Source organism: Qipengyuania polymorpha, from assembly GCF_019711435.1.
GTDB lineage: Bacteria > Pseudomonadota > Alphaproteobacteria > Sphingomonadales > Sphingomonadaceae > Qipengyuania > Qipengyuania polymorpha.
In genome coordinates this window covers 103578-123139 of the sequence record NZ_JAIGNK010000002.1, presented here as the reverse complement: position 1 = coordinate 123139, position 19562 = coordinate 103578, and the positions used below count along the sequence as shown (strand labels likewise).

At 63.8% G+C, this 19562-nt stretch carries 19 protein-coding genes; 11 read left to right on the top strand and 8 right to left on the bottom strand.

Translation table 11 applies throughout. The features are described 5' to 3' along the window. Window positions 1-23: 23 nt before the first annotated feature. Both K3152_RS05930 and K3152_RS05925 read left to right on the top strand, forming a co-directional pair. Entirely contained in the window at window positions 24-941 is a 918-nt protein-coding gene (locus K3152_RS05930; protein ID WP_221573209.1) for a hemolysin family protein, read from the top strand. Between the two features lie 159 nt (window positions 942-1100). Next, on the top strand, window positions 1101-1985 hold the full coding sequence (locus K3152_RS05925; protein WP_221573208.1) for a LysR substrate-binding domain-containing protein: 885 nt from the start codon (window positions 1101-1103) through the stop codon (window positions 1983-1985). Here the strand turns inward: K3152_RS05925 and K3152_RS05920 are convergent. The 7 genes from K3152_RS05920 to K3152_RS05890 all read right to left on the bottom strand — a co-directional run bounded on the left by K3152_RS05920 (window position 1982) and on the right by K3152_RS05890 (window position 6271). Next, entirely contained in the window at window positions 1982-2884 is a 903-nt protein-coding gene (locus tag K3152_RS05920) for a lysophospholipid acyltransferase family protein (RefSeq protein WP_221573207.1), read from the bottom strand. The two genes, K3152_RS05925 and K3152_RS05920, sit on opposite strands and share 4 nt — an antisense overlap. After that, window positions 2856-3278, bottom strand: coding sequence for a Fur family transcriptional regulator (locus K3152_RS05915; RefSeq protein WP_040965852.1), 423 nt, complete (start codon window positions 3276-3278; stop codon window positions 2856-2858). Before K3152_RS05915 ends, K3152_RS05920 begins: the two co-directional genes overlap by 29 nt. 119 nt (window positions 3279-3397) lie before the next feature. After that, window positions 3398-3835, bottom strand: a complete 438-nt coding sequence (locus tag K3152_RS05910; protein WP_221573206.1) for a Ros/MucR family transcriptional regulator — start codon at window positions 3833-3835, stop codon at window positions 3398-3400. A gap of 118 nt (window positions 3836-3953) precedes the next feature. Next, the gene (locus K3152_RS05905; protein WP_345719768.1) at window positions 3954-4406 is read right to left on the bottom strand and encodes a GNAT family N-acetyltransferase; all 453 of its coding nucleotides are present in this window, start codon (window positions 4404-4406) and stop codon (window positions 3954-3956) included. Further along, window positions 4403-5017: a tRNA (adenosine(37)-N6)-threonylcarbamoyltransferase complex dimerization subunit type 1 TsaB gene (tsaB, locus tag K3152_RS05900; protein WP_221573205.1), complete on the bottom strand. Its 615-nt coding sequence runs from the start codon at window positions 5015-5017 to the stop codon at window positions 4403-4405. Before tsaB ends, K3152_RS05905 begins: the two co-directional genes overlap by 4 nt. A 38-nt stretch (window positions 5018-5055) precedes the next feature. Beyond that, entirely contained in the window at window positions 5056-5664 is a 609-nt protein-coding gene (locus K3152_RS05895) for a malonic semialdehyde reductase (RefSeq protein WP_221573204.1), read from the bottom strand. A gap of 28 nt (window positions 5665-5692) precedes the next feature. Further along, entirely contained in the window at window positions 5693-6271 is a 579-nt protein-coding gene (locus K3152_RS05890; RefSeq protein ID WP_221573203.1) for a NifU family protein, read from the bottom strand. Window positions 6272-6381: 110 nt separating this feature from the next. On the opposite strand from K3152_RS05890, the gene K3152_RS05885 reads away from it, so the two are divergent. The 9 genes from K3152_RS05885 to K3152_RS05845 all read left to right on the top strand — a co-directional run bounded on the left by K3152_RS05885 (window position 6382) and on the right by K3152_RS05845 (window position 19053). Next, complete coding sequence (locus K3152_RS05885; RefSeq protein ID WP_221573202.1) at window positions 6382-9351, top strand: M16 family metallopeptidase; 2970 nt, start codon at window positions 6382-6384, stop codon at window positions 9349-9351. A gap of 107 nt (window positions 9352-9458) precedes the next feature. Beyond that, window positions 9459-10832 carry a class II 3-deoxy-7-phosphoheptulonate synthase gene (locus K3152_RS05880; RefSeq protein ID WP_221573694.1) on the top strand — a complete coding sequence of 458 codons (1374 nt, stop codon included), beginning with the start codon at window positions 9459-9461 and terminating at the stop codon, window positions 10830-10832. 130 nt (window positions 10833-10962) lie between these two features. Further along, window positions 10963-12012 carry a GGDEF domain-containing protein gene (locus tag K3152_RS05875; protein WP_221573201.1) on the top strand — a complete coding sequence of 350 codons (1050 nt, stop codon included), beginning with the start codon at window positions 10963-10965 and terminating at the stop codon, window positions 12010-12012. 119 nt (window positions 12013-12131) lie between these two features. Continuing rightward, complete coding sequence (gene egtB / locus K3152_RS05870) at window positions 12132-13382, top strand: ergothioneine biosynthesis protein EgtB (RefSeq protein WP_221573200.1); 1251 nt, start codon at window positions 12132-12134, stop codon at window positions 13380-13382. Then, a complete protein-coding gene (gene egtD, locus K3152_RS05865; RefSeq protein WP_221573199.1) occupies window positions 13379-14377 on the top strand; it encodes an L-histidine N(alpha)-methyltransferase in 999 nt (332 codons plus the stop codon). The genes egtB and egtD overlap by 4 nt, the downstream gene beginning before the upstream one ends. A 60-nt stretch (window positions 14378-14437) precedes the next feature. Beyond that, the gene (locus K3152_RS05860) at window positions 14438-15088 is read left to right on the top strand and encodes a retropepsin-like aspartic protease family protein (protein ID WP_247713243.1); all 651 of its coding nucleotides are present in this window, start codon (window positions 14438-14440) and stop codon (window positions 15086-15088) included. 40 nt (window positions 15089-15128) lie between these two features. Beyond that, window positions 15129-15872, top strand: coding sequence for a trehalose-phosphatase (gene otsB, locus K3152_RS05855; RefSeq protein ID WP_221573197.1), 744 nt, complete (start codon window positions 15129-15131; stop codon window positions 15870-15872). Continuing rightward, entirely contained in the window at window positions 15869-17656 is a 1788-nt protein-coding gene (locus K3152_RS05850) for a glycoside hydrolase family 15 protein (RefSeq protein ID WP_221573196.1), read from the top strand. The genes otsB and K3152_RS05850 overlap by 4 nt, the downstream gene beginning before the upstream one ends. Then, entirely contained in the window at window positions 17653-19053 is a 1401-nt protein-coding gene (locus tag K3152_RS05845; RefSeq protein ID WP_221573195.1) for an alpha,alpha-trehalose-phosphate synthase (UDP-forming), read from the top strand. Before K3152_RS05850 ends, K3152_RS05845 begins: the two co-directional genes overlap by 4 nt. Here K3152_RS05845 and K3152_RS05840 read toward each other — a convergent pair. Continuing rightward, window positions 19050-19508, bottom strand: a complete 459-nt coding sequence (locus K3152_RS05840) for a response regulator (RefSeq protein WP_040965869.1) — start codon at window positions 19506-19508, stop codon at window positions 19050-19052. The two genes, K3152_RS05845 and K3152_RS05840, sit on opposite strands and share 4 nt — an antisense overlap. Between the last annotated feature and the right edge of the window lie 54 nt (window positions 19509-19562).

Genomic DNA, 19562 nt, shown 5'->3' with positions numbered 1-19562 from the left:
ATTTGGAGTTTACGACCCGGCCCATGGCCAACACTTCACCCCCCGCCGGAGACGCGGAGAGTAGCAGCGGGCTCTGGCCCGCGATTCGGAAACTGTTCGACGCCGAAGGTGGCGAGCGGAGCCTGCGCGCCCAGCTCGAAGAAGCCATCGACGAACACGAGGGCGAGAACGGCTCCGCAGACACCGAGGACACCGCCAAGGGCGATCTCTCGGGTGTCGAGCGCCAGATGCTGCGCAATTTGCTGCATTTCAGCGAGCATGATGCCGACGATGTCGCGGTTCCGCGCGGCGAGATTATCGCCATGGATGCCGATGCGACCTGGGACGAGGTGGTTGCCACTTTCTCCGAGCACGGCCACTCGCGCATGCCGGTCTATCGCGGCCAGCTCGACGATGTCATCGGCATGATCCACATCAAGGATATCTTCCCCTTCCTTGCGGAGAAGAAGACCCCGCCTGCCGATTGGACGGTGCTCATGCGCCAGCCGCTCTACGTGCCGCAGACGCGCAACGCGCTCGACGTGCTGGCCGACATGCGCTCGCAGCGCATGCATCTTGCGATAGTGCTCGACGAATTTTCGGGGACCGATGGCATCATCACCATCGAGGACCTGGTCGAGGAAATCGTCGGTGAAATCGAGGACGAGCACGACGACGCGCCCGAAATCTGGATTGCCTCCATCGGCGAGGGCATGTGGGATTGCGACGCGCGTGCCGAGCTCGACGATGTGGCCGACAAGATAGACCCGCGCCTCGCCGAGGTGGAGGAAGCGGTCGATACGCTGGGCGGTCTGGCCTTCGTCCTGGCCGAACAGGTCCCGCCGGTGGGCAAGGTGCTCGAACATCCGAGCGGCTGGCGCATCGAGGTGACCGATGGCGACGAAACGCACGTGACTCGCCTTCGCCTCCACGCACCGGAAGACGCGCAAGCGGAAGCCTAGCGCGTGCGTATCTCGACCTCGCTCGATACGAACGGGACTTGCACACGCTCCGTTCGTGTCGAGCGAAGTCGAGACACATTGGCTTGGCTTGGTGCGTCAGTTGCATGAAAGCGAACATTGACCCTCGACAGGGGCGGGTTTGGTGAATAGGCCAGAGCCATGGCCACTCGCCGACTTCCTCCTCTCCGCGCCCTCGAAGCCTTCGTCCGCACCGTGCGGCTTGGCTCCGCGCGGGCGGCTGCCGACGAACTGGGGCTAAGCCCCTCGGCACTGTCCCGCCGCATCGGCAATCTGGAAGACTTCGTTGGCAAGAAGCTCTTCACGCGTGCGCGGCAGGCGATGCAACTCACTGACGACGGGCATGCGTTCTACGAAGCCGTGAACCCCCAGCTCGAAGCGCTGGCGAGGGCGGTGGAGAGCCAGTCGGAAAACCTTTCTGTCCTGCGCCTGCATCTTGGCGTGCTGCCGCTGTTCGGCAGCCAGCGCCTGTTTCCCAAGCTGGGCGAATTGCGTGCTCGCCACCCGCTCCTCCACATCGATATCGACACCGGACCGCACCTCGAGGACCGCGTGGGCGACACGCTGGACGCGGCGATCATCCTTTCGCGCGGGCCTGCGAGCGGGCTTCATGCCGTGCGGCTCGATTTCAACATGGTCCACGCGATCGCCAGCAAGGAACTGGCGGCAAAGATCGGCGGCCAGCCCGACGAGACCGTGCTCTCCAAGCAGACCTTCCTAATCCACAACGAGCTTCCCGAAAGCTTTCGCGCGTGGAAGGACGAGCTTTCGCTGCATGACCTCGAACCTGCTGCGATCGACCATTACGATTCAGGACAGCTCATGCTCGAAGCAGCCGCGCAGGGCCTCGGCATCGCCATCATGCATGACGACCATTTGAAGCGCGCTTCCGACAATCGCCTTACCAATCTCTTCGGGGTCGAGGTCGAGAGCCCCTACAGCTACTGGTTCGTATGCAAGCCGACCGCGCTGGAAGAACGCCCCGTGCGGCTGTTCCACGACTGGCTGGTCAAGGCCGGGCTCTAACCCTCGGCATCCCTCGCTGGCGGTGTGTAACGGACCGCATCCACCACATGCTGATAGTCGCGCAACGGCTTTCCGAGGTTGTTCAGCAATTGCTCCTCTATCTCCTCGCGCGCCTTGGCCGCGATTGCCTTGCGGCCACGGTGCACGTCGGGGCAGAAGGGCTCGAGATAGGTGATCGTCAGCCGGAAAGTGCCGCGACGCGCGAGCACGCGCATGGCGTTATGCAGGCCGCTTTCCTCACCTACCCAGGCGATTTCTTCCGAATTTTCGCCATAGTCGAGCACAACGGGCTGGACCATGACACCGGGCGGGGGCGGTTCGAGCACCGACAGCATGGAAGATTTGAAGGGAAGGAGCGAATGGCCGTCGGTCACCGTGCCTTCGGGGAACACCGTCACCGACCAGTTGTCCTTCAGCGCCTCTTTCAGCGCGTTGATCTGCTCGGCCACGCCCATGCGGTGTTCGCGTTTCACGAACACGGTGCGGTTGAGGCTGCACAGCCAGCCGATGACCGGGACCTGGCTCAGTTCCCACTTGGCGACGAAGGCCGTCCCGCTGGCGCCTGCCATTGCCAGGATGTCGATCCATGAGATGTGATTGGCGATGAAGAAGACATCGCGGCGTAGCGGTGTGCCGACCACCTTGACCCGCGCGCCGATGACCCGCGCGGTGTAGCGCAGGAACAGCATGGGGAAGGGCGAGCCGTAGGCGAAGATGCGAAAGGCATAATGCAGCGGCACGAAGATCAGCAGCAGCACGAGGATGCCGATGGTGCGCAGGACGAAGCGGACCCAGCCCGCAATTGTCAGCGGGACATTCTCGCCCCGTGCCGCCGCCAGTCGCCTGGCGGTGTATTTGGCGAGCCTTCGCTCAGCTCTCGCGGTCGAGCCGGACGCCATAGAGTTCCATGCGGTGGTCGACGAGGCGATAGCCCAGCTTCTCGGCAATCTGCTTTTGCAGCGCTTCGAGTTCGGGGTCGACGAATTCGACCACCTTGCCGCTTTCGACATCGATGAGATGGTCATGATGCGCTTCGGGTGCCGCCTCGTAACGGGCCCGGCCATCACCGAAATCGTGGCGGTCGAGAATGCCGGCTTCCTCGAACAGGCGGACGGTGCGGTAAACCGTGGCGATGGAAATGCCCGGATCGATCTTGTTCGCGCGCTCGTGAACCATTTCCACATCGGGATGGTCGTCGGCTTCGGACAACACGCGCGCGATGACGCGGCGCTGTTCGGTAATCCTCAGGCCCTTGTCGGCGCAGAGCTGTTCGAGGTCGATACGCTGGTGCAATTCATCTTCCCAAATGAGTGACGCCCCGCACCCTTATCGGGCCGGGGCGTCTATCTCAAGGCGAACCGAAGGGCTTTTGCCGCTTGTGTATTCTCGAGATAATTCTCAGCAGCTTGGCGTTACGAGGCTTTCTTGCGTCCGCGCTTCTGGCCGGGCTTGCGACCAAGGCCGATTTTCTTGGCAAGATCGCGGCGCGTGTCGGCATATTCGGGGGCGACCATCGGATAATCCGAGGGCAAGTCCCAGCGCTGGCGGTATTCATCAGGCGTCATGTCGTGTTCGGTCGACAGGTGACGCTTGAGCATTTTCATCTTCTTGCCGCAGTCGAGGCAGATGATGTGGTCCTTCTTGACAGACGCGCGCACCGAAACGGCGGGGTCTGGCCGCGCTTCCTCGGTCGCACCACCACCACCGAGGCCGGAAAGGGCTGAATAAACATTGGAAATCAGCGCAGGTACGTCATCGACGGCAACGCTGTTATTGGAAACGTGGGCCGCGACAATATCCGAGGTTAGCGTAATCAGCGTCTCGGTCATATCGGTTTCGAATTCTTCCATTGAGCAAACTCCACCTTTTAGGGCGGGATATGTACGTCATTTGATAAAGTCTACTCTAAATTGTAAATTTCCGCCAATTCTGTCGCATGCTTACAACTTCCAGTGGAAATAGGGCCGCTCAGACCTCGCGAGCGAAGGTCAGCGCGTCGAGTGAGTGACCTGTTATGGTGCGATAATAGTCCCGGCGCTGGCCGATTTGAGTGAAACCTTCGGCCCGATAGAGTTTTTCGGCCGAATTATTGGCGCGCATTTCAAGGAAGACCTTTACCGCGGCTCTCTCGCGGGCGCTGTCGAAGAACTGGCGAAGTAACGCGCGGCCCAGACCCTTGCCGCGCAGTTCGGGGCGCACGGCTATGAGAAGCAGTTCGATTTCGTCGAGGGCCTGTCGCGCAAGGGCGAAGCCTGCCGCGTCCACGCCCTCTGCAGGAGGCGTCCCGTCTTCGCCGACGAGCAGCATGTAGGTGGAGGGCAGGGCGAGCGAGTCTTCCACCTGCCGCCGGGTCCAGGCCTCGCGGTAATGCGGGTCGAAGCTCGCTTCCATGACGTCCATGAGCCGGTCGACGTCGTTCACTTGGCAGGAGCCTTGGCGTCCGGCGCGCGGCCGTAAATGGGAGAGAGGTTGTCGGCCAGGAGCGCCTCGGGGATGGCGGGCACATGGCGTGCGTCCGCAAGCATGGGGAGTGGTACTACGCTCCCGCCGATTTTCTCTGCGAACTGCTCGGCACGATCACCGGCGATGGTTGGCTGTCCGAGCGAATTCACCGCCTCTTCCGGGCGGAGAGACGCAAGCTCGCTGCTCGGCATTCCGTCTCTAGCATAGCTTTGCACGAACCATTCGCCATGCCCGCCATTCATGCACACGCCGATATCCCCGGCCGCTGTTTCTCGGGCCATGGCGGCGATGAGCGCGAGCGTCGGATAGCCGCGCACCTGCGCTTGCCATGCGAGTCCCAGCGCGCGCGCTGCGGCGAGGCCGATGCGCACTCCGGTAAAGCTTCCCGGGCCGAGCGATACGCGTATCTCGTCGGCGCGCCCCCGGTCGGGCAGTTCACCAATCATCGGGACAAGCCGCTCGGCATGGCCGCGGCCCAGTTCGACATGGCGCGCGTCGAGCAGCGCCCCGTCCTCGAACAGGGCGACGCTGCAGGCTTCGGTGGCGGTTTCTATGGCTAGCAGGCGCATCGCAATGCGCCCTGCCTCACCACCGCGCCTGCATCAAGTCAGTCGATGCGATTGAACTTGTCGAAATCGGGGCGCGGGCTGCGGCCGAAGATGGTTTCCTTGTCGCCATAGCCGATGGCGCAGACCCAGTCGGCGCGGTGGCGCGGACTGTCGGCGAAGAAATGCTCGGTAATCTTGTCGAGGTCGACACCCGACATCGGACCGCAATCGAGGCCCAGCGCGCGGGCGGCAATCATCAGGTAAGCACCCTGTAGCGCCGAGTTGCGCTTGGCACCTTCCTTTCGGCCTTCCTCGTCGCCTTCGAACCAGCTCTTGGCGTCGGTGTGCGGGAAGAGCCAGGGCAGTTCCTCGTGGAAATCGATGTCGTAACCGATGATGACCACCACCGGCGCGGTCTTGATCTTTTCCTTGTTCCCCTCCGATGCGAATTCGGCGAGCTTGTCGCGGGATTCTTGCGATTTGCACCACACGAAACGACCCGGCTGCATATTGGCCGAGGTCGGCCCCATCTTCAGCAGCTCGTAAATCGCCTCGATCTGTTCCTCGGTCACCTCCTTGTCGTGCCAGCCATTGTAGCTGCGCGCCTCGCGGAAAACCTGGTCGAGGGCATCGGCGGAAAGGGATTGATCGTGGAACTGCTTGGTCATGCAAAATCCTTGGAGATTGGCTTGGAATTCAGGCTTCGCGGACCTCAACGACCTCGGGCACGTAATGTTTCAGCAGGCCTTCGATGCCGTGCTTCAGCGTGGCGGAGGAGGAGGGGCAGCCGGCGCATGCGCCCTGCATCTGGAGATAGACCACCCCGTCCTTGTAGCCGCGATACTGGATATCGCCGCCATCGCCGGCAACCGCCGGGCGGACGCGCGTTTCGAGGAGTTCGTTGATCTGGGTGATGATGTCGGCGTCGTCGGCGCTTTCTTCGACCATCATCTCGTTCTCGCCCGGCACCGAGATGCCGCCTGCAGTACCCGGCGCAAACAGCGGGGCTTCGGATACGAAGTGGTCGAGCAGGATGGAAAGCACCAGCGGCTTCAGATCCGACCAGTTGACGCCGGGCGCCGCGGTCACGGTGACGAAGTCGCCGCCGAAAAAGACGTTGGTCGCCTCGCCGGTGTCGAAAATGGCCTGCGCAAGCGGGCTCGCCTCTGCAGCTTCGGGAGAAGCGAATTCGCGCGTTCCCTGGTCCATGACCGGGCGGCCGGGGAGGAACTTGAGGCTGGAGGGATTGGGCGTGGTTTCGGTCTCGATGAACATGGGCCGCGATGTAGGAGCGGGGCGTCTCGCACACAAGGCACGAAAACTACGCCTTGATTTACCGGCCCATTCACTGGCGCTTCACACCCCCTGCTCCTATATCCCGCGCCATGACAGTTTCCACGCGCGCCGTCTGGCGTCTCGCTCTTTGTCTCCCGCTCGCGCTGCTCGCACCGCAGGGCCTCACCGCGCAGGACGCAGCATCGGCGGACGATGTCCAAGTCGCGGTCGTTCCCCTTCCGCGCCCGCAATCGCTCCAGGCCGAAGGCGAGACCCCGTGGATCTACGAGAACAGCGATGTCCCGCGCGACGAGGAGTGGCTGTTCGGCAAGCTCGACAACGGCATTCGCTACGGCGTTCGCCATAACGGCGTTCCTCCGGGTCAGGTCTCGATCCGTGTGCGCATCGATGCCGGCTCGCTTTACGAGAACGATGACGAGCTGGGCTATGCGCACCTGCTCGAACACCTGCTGTTCCGCGAGAGCAAGTACCTTGGCCAGTCCGAGGCGATTTACGCATGGCAGCGTCTCGGTGCGACCTTCGGCAGCGATACCAATGCCGAGACCAGCCCGACGCATACGGTCTACAAGCTCGACCTTCCCGAGGTCGATGTCGCCAAGCTCGACGAGAGCATGAAGCTGCTGTCGGGCATGGTGCGCGAGCCCGTGCTGTCCGACGCCAATGTCCGCGCCGAAGTGCCTATCGTGCTGGCCGAAAAGCGCGAGCGAGGCGGGATTGCCGAGCGCGTGACCGAGCAGAGGATGCAGACCCTGTTCGCTGGACAGCGACTGGCAGAGCGCATCATCATCGGCACCGAAGACAGCCTGCAGGCAGCCGACGGCGCCTCGGTCCAGGCCTTCTACGACCGCTGGTATCGACCGGAAAACACGGTCGTCTCGGTCGTCGGCGACCTCGACCCCGTGTTGTTCGCCACCATGGTCGAGAAATATTTCTCCGGCTGGACCGTCGAGGGCAAGGCAGCGCCTGCCCCCGCGTTCGGCGACCCGCTGGCCCCGGCAGGGGCCGACCCTGCCAATCCGGTCGGCGATGTCGCGGTGATCGTCGAGCCGACATGGCAGCGCTTCTTCACCTACGGCTATTTCCGCCCGTGGAGGCAGGTCGACGATACCATCGTCTACAACGAGGGCAGGCTGCGCGAGACACTTGCGCTCCAGCTCATCGACCGCCGGCTCGAGGCCAAGGCGCGTGCGGGCGGGAACCTGCTCGAAGCGAACGTCAGCGAAGCCAAGATCAGCCGCTCGACCCATGCAACTATCGTCAACTTCGTGCCTTTGACCGAGGACTGGGAAAGCGCGCTCGCCGAAGTGCGCGCCGTCATCGCCGATGCCGTTACCAATCCCCCGACGCAGGAGGAAATGGATCGCGAGCTTGCCGGAATGGAAGTCGCCTACACCAACATGGTCGAGCAGCGCGTCAATCGCGCAGGCGCCATTTACGCAGACGAGCTGGTCGGCGCGGTCGATATCCGGGAGGCCATCGCGGCCCCCGAGACCTTCCTCATGGTGTTCAACTCGATGCGCGCGAAAGCCACGCCCCAAATGGTGCTCGAAGAAACCCGCAAGCTGTTCAGCGGCAATGTCATCCGCGCAACCTACATCACGCCCGATGCCGGGGACGCGACCGAAGCGGAACTGCGGACGGCGATGCTGGCTCCCGTCGAGGCCGACGCCAATGCGCGCCTTGCGGCGCAGACTATCGACTTCGCCGACCTTCCGGCCATCGGGACGCCCGGAGATATCGTCGCGCGTGAGCCGCATGCCATCGGCGATGTCGAGCGTATCGAATTCGCCAACGGCGTCACGGCGCTGGTGCTCGCCAACGACCATGAACCCGGCCGTGTTGCTGTAAAGGTCCGCTTCGGTGCGGGTATGCGTGCCTTCGATGCAGAAGATGCGCCCTATATCGCGTTGGGCGAGGCGGCGCTGGTCTCGTCGGGACTGGGCGAACTCGGTGCCGAGGAACTCGACCGCGTAGCGACGGGGCGCAAGCTGGGTTTCGATTTCGATATTGGCGAGGGCGTGTTCTCCTTCGATGCCATGACACGCAAGCAGGACCTTGCCGACCAGCTGTACCTCTTCGCCGCCAAGCTTGGCATGCCGCGCTGGGACAGGGCCCCCTTCGTGCGCGCCAAAGCGGCTGCGGAGCTTGCCTACCAAAGCTATGCCTCGCAGCCGGGAGGCGTGCTGACGCGCGACCTTGAATACCTGCTCTACGACCGCAATCCGGTGTTCAAGACCTCGACGCCCGAAGCGCTCGATAGCGTAACGCTCGAGGGTTTCCGCGAGGTGTGGGAGCCCATCCTGACCAAGGGTCCGGTCGAAGTGCTCGTCTTCGGTGATTTCGATCGCGAGGAAGCCATCGAAGCGCTCTCGCGCACTTTCGGCGCTCTGCCTGATCGCGGTGTCCTTTCACCCGAAGTTCTCGCCCGTGAGTGGAATATCTCGGACGATAGCGAGACCGTGGTCCGCTATCACAAGGGTGATGCCAACCAGGCGGCTGCGGTCTTCGCATGGCCCGTCGGAGGCGGGATGGGCGGCACGCGCAAGTCGCGCCAGCTCACCATCCTGACCGAAGTCTTCAACAACCGGCTGATGGACGCGATGCGGCTGGAGACTGGCGCAAGCTATGCGCCCAACGTGCAGCTCGACTGGCCGATGGACGTCGATAGCGGCGGCACCATCCTCGGCTTCGCGCAGATGCAACCCAAGGACGTGCCGGTGCTGTTTGCCAAGGCCGAGCAGATTGCCCGCGAGCTGACCGAGACCCCGCCGACTGCCGACGAACTCGCCCGTGCGACCGAGCCGCTGCGCAATCGCTACGAGCGGGTGGCGACGAGCAATTACTTCCTGCTGCTCGAACTGCAGGGCTCGACGAAGGACCCGCGGCGGATGCGGGCATTGCGCGGTTTCCTGAACGATTATTCGGTGACTACGCCCGAGACCATGCTGGCGCTGGCGCGCGAATATTTCGGCGGCAAGCCGAGTTGGCGCATGGCGGTCATCCCAGAGGGGCAGACCCTTGCGACTGCATCAAGGCAGAGTGCGCAGTCGGGGCGCTAATCCGATCAGGGCAATCGCCTTTTTGCACTGGCCAAGTTTATGCTGCTTGCGCGAAAAGGGCGCGTCGGCTTGGCTTGTCGGCCGAATGATAATTGAATGGACGAATGATGGCACGCGAATGGGCACCCGATAGCTGGCAAGGTTTCGAAGCGAAGCACCTGCCGCGCTATGAAAGCGCCGATGCGCTGGACGAAGCGACGAGCGCACTCGCCAGCCATCCGCCGCTCGTCTTCGCGGGCGAGGCGCGGGCGCTCAAAGCCGACCTTGCCGAGGTCGCAGCCGGCAATGCCTTCCTGCTGCAGGGCGGTGATTGCGCCGAGAGTTTCGCCGAGTTCCACCCGAACAACATCCGCGACACCTTCCGCGTGCTGCTGCAGATGGCGGTTGTGATGACCTTCGCCAGCAAGAAGCCGGTGGTGAAGGTCGGCCGCATGGCGGGCCAGTTCGCCAAGCCGCGCAGCTCCGACACCGAAACGCAGGGCGATGTGACGCTGCCGAGCTACTTCGGCGACAACGTCAACGGCATAGAATTCGACGCTGCCGCCCGGCACAACGATCCGCAGCGCATGGTCCGCGCCTATTTCCAGGCCTCGGCCACATTGAACCTGCTGCGCGCCTTTGCCGGCGGCGGCTATGCGAACCTGCGGCAGGTCCACCAGTGGACGCTCGACTTCATGGGCCGTAGCCCCTGGGCGGACAAGTTTGCCGAGACGGCGGACCGCATCGGCGAAGCGCTCGATTTCATGGAAGCCTGCGGTATCGACCCGGCGACCGTGCCGCAGCTGCAGGGCACCAGTTTCTACACCAGCCACGAGGCGCTGCTGCTCCCCTACGAGCAGGCGCTGACCCGCCGCGACAGCCTGACGGGCGACTGGTACGACACCAGCGCGCACATGGTCTGGATTGGCGACCGCACCCGTTTCGAAGGCAGCGCGCATGTCGAATTCGCGCGCGGCATCGGCAATCCGCTGGGCATGAAGTGCGGGCCCAGCCTCGAGACCGATGCGATGCTCAATCTGCTCGACACGCTCAATCCTTCGCGCGAGCCGGGGCGCATCACGCTCATCAGCCGCTTCGGGCATGACAAGGTCGAAGAAGGCCTGCCGCGCCTCGTGCGGGCGGTGAAGGCCGAAGGGCACCCGGTTGTCTGGAGCTGCGACCCGATGCACGGCAATGTCGTCAAATCCGAGAGCGGTTACAAGACGCGGCCCTTCGACCGCATCCTGTCGGAAGTGAAGGGCTTCTTCGCGGTCCACCGCGCCGAGGGCACGCATCCGGGCGGCATCCATGTCGAGATGACCGGGCAGGACGTAACCGAATGCGTCGGCGGCGCTGTCGCCATCACCGACGAGGCGCTGAAGGACCGCTATCACACCCATTGCGACCCGCGCCTCAACGCCGCGCAATCGCTGGAGTTGGCCTTCCTCATCGCCGAGACGCTGAATGCCGAGCATTCGCAGATGCAGGCCGACGCCGCCTAGGTAATTGGCCGGAGCCTCCCGGCGACGGTTCCTTTCCGCGTGGCTGGCAGAACTCTCCTCAGAGCAGGAGAGCCTTGTGCGTCACGTCCCTTTGTCATCGAAGCGATCCCTGTCGCTGGGAGTCTGGGCTTTGTCCGGCCTGCTGGCGGTGATGGCAATGTTCAGCCCCGGTCCCGTCATGAGCGCCCTCCTGCTCGCCAGTGCCTTTGCGCTGCTGGCGGGAAACTGCATGAGCAACCGGCTGACGACGCGGCAAATCCGTGAAGATGCGGCGAAGCTCAGTCGCAGCGTGGACCAGCTCGAAACCGCGGAGGGGCTCGCGGGATATGGCCGCTGGTGCATCGAAATCGAGCCACGCCGGCATTTGTGGTCGGAGGAGATGTGCCACCTCGCCGGCCTCCCGCCGGGCACGCCGCCCCGCGAGGATATCCTCGAACGCATCATGCCCGAGGGGATGGAGCAAATCGAAACGGTGCTCGATGCTCACGCGCAAGACCGGGAACCCTTCGCCATCGAATTTGAAGTCGCCGAGCGGGGTGAGGGCCTGCACATCCTCAGGGCGAGGGCGCGCAACGTGTTCTCGGCGGAAGGCGTTCGCGAGCAGGTCTTCATGGTCGTGAAGGACGTGTCCGAAACCTATGCGCTGCGCCGCGACCGCGACGAGGCGCTGGAACGTGCAGCGCAGGCGCAGCGCGAAGCCAATACCGATGCGCTCACCGGCCTTGCCAACCGGCGCTACACCATGGCCGAGCTGGACCGCGCGGTGATGGAAGCGCGGCGTGACGAGAAGCCGCTCTCGGTCATCGTCTTCGACATCGACCATTTCAAGCAGGTGAACGACCGCCACGGCCACCCGGTCGGCGACAAGGTTATCGCCATGGTCGGCGACATTGCCACGCGGCAGGCGCGCGAGTTCGACATCGTCGGCCGCATCGGGGGCGAGGAATTCCTCTGGATCCTGCCCGACTGCAAAAGCGAGGCGGCCCTGCGCGCGGCGGAGCGCCTGCGCTGGGCGATCGAGGCAGGCACGCACAGCGCGCCGATACCCTCCATCACCATCAGCGCAGGTCACGCCGAAATCGAGGCGGGCGATGCCTCGCTCATCCTCTTCGCACGCGCTGATGCCGCGCTCTACGAGGCCAAACGCGGTGGGCGGAACAGGGTGGCGCAGGCCGCCTGAGGCCTAACATTTGATAGGATAAGCCTTTTTTCGCCGCTCGGCCTTTAAACTGTCACCCGAATGCGCCATGATACCTGGCGGTTGCCGGTCCGAGGCGACCGTAAGGGGAGAGCAGGGCGATGGGTGGTCTCCACGCCAGTCAGCACGTCACCGCAGGCGCACTTGCGGACAACTATGCGAGGGTGCGTGCCCTCAGCGAGGCGCTGGTCGAACCCCTTTCCGAGGCCGACGCAATTCTCCAGTCGATGGAAGATGCCTCGCCCGCCAAGTGGCATATCGCGCATGTCACGTGGTTCTGGGAGACCTTCCTCCTGCGCGACCATTTGCAGGGCTACAGGCTGTTCGACGAGGACTGGCCCTTCGTTTTCAATTCCTATTACGAAGCGGAAGGCGAGCGGATAGCCCGTTTCTCGCGCGGCATGCTCTCGCGCCCGACGCTGACCGACATCCTAGAATGGCGCGCGCATGTCGACGAGGCGATGCAGCCGCTGCTGGAGCGCGAGGAGTTGCGCCCGCTTATCGAACTTGGCCTCGCGCATGAGCAGCAACACCAGGAATTGCTGTTAACCGATATCAAGCACGCGCTGTTCCAGAACCCGCTGGGACCGGCGATGTGGGAGCATGCCGTGCGCGAGGTAGCGGCGCAGCCCGACGGCTGGCATTCGCACCCGGGCGGGGTAGCGCGTATCGGCCACCAAGAGCCCGGTTTCGCCTTCGACAACGAGGGGCCTGCGCACCGCGTGCTGCTCGAACCCTTCGCCCTCTCATCGCGCCTCGTCACCAATGCTGAGTGGGCCGAGTTCATTGCCGATGGCGGCTATGACGAGGCAACACTCTGGTTATCGGATGGCTGGGCGTGGGTGCGGGAGAACAACATCAGCGCGCCTTCCTATTGGCGCGAAGATGAGCATTTCACCCACACGGGCTGGCAGGAGCGCCACCCGCAAGCACCGGTCACGCATATCTCCTATTTCGAGGCCGACGCTTTCGCCACCTGGGCAGGTCTTCGCCTGCCGACCGAATTCGAATGGGAAGCGATTGCACGTGGACAAGAGGGCGAGGCGCCTGCGCATGATCCGTGCGGCGGCAACCAGATGGACGAGGCCGCACCTCCGCAACCGACCGGCTCGGATGGCCTGTTCGGGGATTGCTGGCAGTTCACCCGCAGTGGCTATCTGCCCTATCCCCGCTTCCAGCCCGCGGAAGGCGCGGTGGGCGAATACAATGGCAAGTTCATGAGCGGGCAGTTCGTGCTCAAGGGCGCAAGCTGCGCCACCGCGCGCGGCCATTCGCGCGCCAGCTACCGCAACTTCTTCTACCCCCACCAGCGCTGGCAATTCACCGGGCTGAGACTGGCGAAAGACCAATGAAAACCGAACAGGGCATAGCGCTCGTCGACCGCGACGAGGACGGTGTGGACCGCGCATTCCGCGAAGATGTGCTCAAAGGCCTCCGCCAGCGGCAAAAGGCCATCCCTGCGCGCTGGCTTTACGATGATGCCGGCTCGCAATTGTTCGAGGACATCACCGATCTCGAGGAGTATTACCCGACCCGTGCCGAGACCGAGATACTCGAAGCACGCGGGGCAGAGTTCGCCGAACATATCGGCAAGGGCCGCGTAGTGGTCGAATTCGGTTCGGGCAGCTCGGTGAAGACACCGCTGCTGCTGCGCGCCATCGACCCGGCCGCATATGTGCCGCTCGACATTTCGGGCGATTTCCTGCGCGCATCGGCGGCGACACTGGCCGAAAAGTTTCCCGCCATCGACGTTCATCCGGTCGAGGCGGATTTCATGCGCGAGGTCGCGCTGCCCGAGGAAGTGCTGCCGCTCAAGAAGCTGGGTTTCTTCCCCGGCTCCACCATCGGAAACATGGTCCCGCGTACGGCGGTCGACCTGCTCCGTTCGATGCGCGCAACGCTGGGGGCAGAGGAAGGGGAACTGCCGCTGCTGCTCATCGGCATGGACCTGGTAAAAGACCCCAAGGTGCTCGAAGCAGCCTATGACGATGCGCGAGGCGTGACGGGCGAGTTCAACCTCAACCTCGCCCGCCGCATCAACCGCGAGCTTGGCGGGACCATCCCGGTGGATGCATTGCGGCACAAGGCGCCGTGGAACGACGACTTCGCCCGCATCGAAATGCATCTCGAGGCCACACGCGACATCGGGTTCGAGGTCGCGGGCCAGCGGTTCACGATGACGCAGGGCGAAACCATTCACACCGAGAACAGCCACAAATTCACTCGCCGCAGCGCCAATACCTTGCTGCTGGCAGGCGGCTGGACGCCGCGCATGCGCTGGACCGACAGCGAGGATCGTTTCTCGGTCATCCTTGCCGAGGCCACCGAAAAGCGCGACGCACCCTGATTATTTTTCGCCGCGTTCATCGACGCGGAAGCAGGGGCGACCTATATCCGGCTCATGGACATGCAGAGCGCTTTCGATGCCATTGCCGAAATCATCCGCGCGGTGCCGCGTTCCGGCCTTCTCGCAGGGACAATCGTGGCGCTTTTCATAGGCTGGATCGGCGCGCTAATGTTGCGCAAGCGCATAGCAGGCGGGAGACTGGTGAGGACCGTCAGCACTCTGGCGCTCGCCGGCATCCTCCTGACTGTCTTCTTCCAGCTGGCGCGCTTCGACCCGAGGCTCGACGCCGTGACCGAACTCGGCATGCCCGAGCAGCGTATCGTGGGCGAGGAAACACTTATCCCCATGGCCGCTGATGGGCACTACTGGCTGGTGGCAGAGGTCAACGGCGTGCCCACGCGTTTCCTCGTCGACACCGGGGCGACGCTGACCGCCTTCTCCACCCGCTCAGCCGAACAGGCCGGGCTCTATCCGCGGACCGGCGGGCTGCCTGTCCTGCTGAACACCGCCAATGGAACAGTGACGGCGGATTTGACGACGGTGGACAGCTTGCGGTTCGGCAACATCGAAGCGGCGGGGCTGGATGCGGTCATCGCGCCCAACCTCGGTCAGACGAACGTGCTGGGCATGAATTTCCTCTCGCGTCTCGACAGCTGGCGGGTCGAGGGCGGCGACCTGATACTCGATCCGGGCCCGGCGAACGACAATTGACGGTTTGACGCCAGCGCCGCCTCCGCTAAGCCTTGGCGCGATGGCAAGCCGCTCTCCGCTCCCATCTCCGCCACCCCTTGCCGAGCTGCTTTGCGCCGGGCCGGTGACGCTGTTCCTCGATTTCGATGGCACGCTGGTCGGCATCGCGCCGAGACCGGGCGACATCCATGTCCCTGCCGGATTGACCGAGGCGCTTCACAAGCTGCGCGACAGGCTGGATGGGCGGCTCGCGCTGGTGAGCGGACGCGCTCTGGATGATTTGCGGACGCATCTGGGAGAAGTGGCGATCGCCCGGGCAGGTTCGCATGGCGCTTCGCGTTTCCTTGCCAGCGGTGAGCGGTTGGGGGAGGCTCCTCGCGGGCTGCCCGATGAGGCGGTCGCGGACCTGCGTGCCTATGCTGGGCGTAACGACTTGTTTTACGAGACGAAAAGCCACGGAGGTGCGTTGCATTTCCGCGGCCAGCCCGAAAAGGCGGAGGCCACGCTGGCGTTCGCACGCGAGGTTGCCGATGCCCATGGCCTCGATGTGACGAGCGGGAAAGGCGTCGCCGAACTGGTCCGCCCCGGAGCGAACAAGGGCGCGGCGCTGGAGGCTTTCATGGGTATCGCCCCCTTCATCGGCAGCACCCCCGTCTTCATCGGTGACGACGTGACCGACGAGCACGGCATGCGCGCCGCAATCGAATTCTCAGGCTTCGGCATTGCAGTCGGGGAACGGGACAGCGAGGCTGCGCGCTATCACCTGCATGACGTGGAAGCGGTACACAATTGGTTGAACCTTTGACTCAAGCAAATCTCGAACTCTCCCCCATCGGCAATTGCCAGGTCAGCGCGTTGGTCGACGAGGCGGGTGGCTTCGTCTGGGGCTGTATCCCCCGCGTCGATGGCGATCCTGTGTTCTGCTCGCTTCTCAATGGCGACAACCGCGACGAGGGCGTCTGGCGCTTCGAACTGGAAGGCCAGGTCAGCGCCACCCAGCATTATGTCCGCAACACACCCATTCTCGTCACGCGGCTGGAGGCGGAGGATGGCAGCGCGCTCGAAATCCATGACTTCGCGCCGCGCTTTGAACGCTCGGGCCGGATGTATCGCCCGGTCGCCTATATCCGCATCGTCCGGCCCGTGGCAGGGGCCCCGCGATTGCGGGTCGGTCTTGCGCCGATGAAGAATTACGGCGAGGGGCTGGCGGGCACGACCAACGGCACCAACCACATCCGCTACATGACCGGCGAGCAGGCGCTGCGCCTCTCCACCGATGCGCCGGTTGGCTATATCCTCGAAAGGCGCAGTTACCGGGTCGAGAGCGACCAGCATTTCTTCCTCGGCCCTGACGAGCCCTTCGTCGGCAATATTCGCAGCGAACTGCGCCGGATGGAAGCCAATACGAAGAAATACTGGCAGCACTGGGTGCGCGGCCTGCACATCCCGCTCGAATGGCAGGAAGAAGTCATCCGCGCCGCCATCGCGCTCAAACTGTGCCAGCACGAGGAAACCGGCGCGATTGTCGCCGCGCTCACCACCTCCATTCCCGAAGCGCCCGGCAGCCAGCGCAACTGGGATTACCGCTACTGCTGGATACGCGACAGCTATTATACCGTGCAGGCCTTGAACCGGCTGGGCGCGCTCGACGTGCTGGAGAAATATCTCGCTTACCTGCGCAACATCATCGACCAGGCGCGGGGAGGGCAGATACAGCCGCTCTATTCGGTCATGGGCGATGCCGAGCTGCACGAATTCGAAGCTGAAAACCTTGCCGGCTATCGCGGCAACGGCCCGGTGCGGGTGGGCAATGCTGCCTATAAGCAGGTGCAATACGATTGCTACGGCCAGATCGTCATGCCCACAGCGCAGGCATTTTTCGACACGCGCCTGCTGCGCATGGCGGACGAGCGCGATTTCGAGCATCTGGAAGAGGTCGGCGAGGCCGCATGGGCCAAGCACGACAAGCCCGATGCGGGCCTGTGGGAATTCCGCACCCGGCAGGAAGTGCACACCTATTCCGCCGTCATGTGCTGGGCCGCCTGCGACCGTCTTTCGAACGTGGCAGGGCAGTTGGGCAAGGACGACCGCGCCAAGCTCTGGAAAGAGCGCGCCGAGGCCATTCGCGCCAAAATCGATGCCGAGGCATGGAATGAGGAAGGCCAGCACTATGGCGCGAGCTTCGAGAGCGACTACCTCGACGCCAGCCTGCTGCAAATGGTCGAACTCCGCTATCTGAAGCCCGACGACGAGCGTTTCCTCAAGACCTTCGAGGCAGTCGAGCGGGACTTGCGCCGCGGCGACCACATGCTGCGCTATGCGGCAGAAGACGACTTCGGCGCGCCGGAAACAGCTTTCAACGTCTGCACCTTCTGGCTCATCGAAGCGCTGCACCTTACCGGGCGCAGTGGCGAGGCGCGGCAGATGTTCGAGGCGATGCTGGGTCACACCACCCGCTCGGGCCTGCTGAGCGAAGACCTCGATTATGAGACGGGCGAACTGTGGGGGAACTTCCCCCAGACCTATTCGCTGGTAGGTATCATCAACTCTGCAGGTCATCTTTCGAAAAGCTGGAGCGAAGTGCGTTGAGCACCGACGCCCGCCTTGTCGTAATTTCCAACCGCGTCGCAGTCCCCAAGGCGCGAGGAGCAGCGGGCGCCCAAGGGGGCCTCGCCGGCGCGTTGCATTCGGCGCTTAAGTCACGAAAAGGCCTGTGGTTCGGCTGGTCGGGCGAGGAAAGTGAAAGCGGCCGCACCGGCAATATCGCCACCCAGTCCAGCGACGGCGTAACCACCGCGACCATCGATCTGTCCGAACGCGACATCGAGGAATATTACAACGGCTACGCCAATTCGACGCTTTGGCCGTTGTTCCATTACCGCCTCGACCTCGCCAAATACGAGCGTGAGACGGGGAAGGGCTACGAGCGGGTCAACGAACGCTTCGCCGAACTCGTCACCCCGTTGCTCGAAGAGGACGACGTGGTGTGGGTGCACGATTATCACCTTGTCCCACTGGGCGAGCGTTTGCGGGCGCGCGGTGCGAAGAACCGCATCGGATTCTTCCTGCACATCCCATGGCCCGCCACGCGGTTGTTCGTCTCGCTGCCCTATCACGAGCGGCTGACGCGTACGATGCTGCATTACGACTTGCTCGGCTTCCAGACGAAGGAATGGCTCGACAGCTTCCTGCATTATTGCCGCACCGAACTCGGCGCGGATGTGGATGAGGCCACAGGCGCCATCACGCTCGACGGACGCACCACCATCGCGCGCGCCTATCCCATCGGCATCGACTGGGACCACTTCAGCGGGCTGGGCGAGACAGGCGATGCGCGGCAGGCGCAGCAAAGGCTGATGAGTTCGGCCCGCCGCCGTACCGCGATGATCGGCGTCGACCGGCTGGACTATTCCAAGGGCCTGCCCGAACGCCTCGACGGCATCTCGCGCTTCTTCGACAAGCACCCAGAGCGCGTCCGCGACCTCGTCTTCGTGCAGATTGCGCCGCCCAGCCGCGAGGATGTCGACAGCTACCAGGCCATCCGCGCCACGCTCGAGCAGAAGGCCGGTCAAATCAACGGCGCGCGTAGCGAGGTCGACCTCGTGCCCATCCGCTACGTCAACCGCGGCTACAGCCATGCCGAACTGTTCGGCTTCTTCCGCGCGGCAAAAATCGGGCTGGTGACGCCCTTGCGCGACGGGATGAACCTCGTCGCCAAGGAATATATCGCAGCGCAGGACCCCGAAGACCCCGGCGTCCTCATCCTGTCGAGTTTTGCTGGCGCCGCCGCGCAGATGAAGGATGCTTTGCTGGTCAATCCGCACAGTCCGGACGACCTTGCCCATGCCATCCGCACCGCGCTCGACATGCCGCTGGAAGAGCGCAAGCGCCGCTACGATGCGCTCATCGGCACGGTGCGCGACGACAATGTGCAGGACTGGACCGAGACCTTCCTCTCCGACCTCGACAGCGTTTCCGGAGGCTAGGACACGGCGCGCTGCTTGGGCGCATCGCGCCAGCGGCCGGTTGCCTGTTCCAGATGGTCCATCAGGCTGAGATGGCTCGGCCTTTCCGCACGCGGAGCCAGGACTTCGTCCACCTGCCCGATGAGCACATGCGCCTCGAAGGGCTTGCGGATATAGGCCTGCGCGCCGTTGTGAAAGGCGGCGTTCTCGTCCTCCACGCCGCTGATGCCGGTGAACATGATGACCGGCAAATCATAGGTCTCCGCAGAACTGCGCAGTGAACGCAGCACTTGCGCGCCGGTGAGGCCGGGCATGTCCTGGTCGAGAAGGAGCAGGTCGGGCCTGCGCCAGCGCAGCAGGTCGAGCGCCCGCTCCCCGTCGGCGACCCAGCCGCAGGCATGGCCCGCATCCATCAGGATTTCGCTCGCCATCTGGGCAATCATTTCATCATCATCGACTATCAGGATATGCGACATGTCTTCGGCTCCGCTGTGGTCCCCCCGGACGAGGGAGGCTGTAGCCGCAGGGTC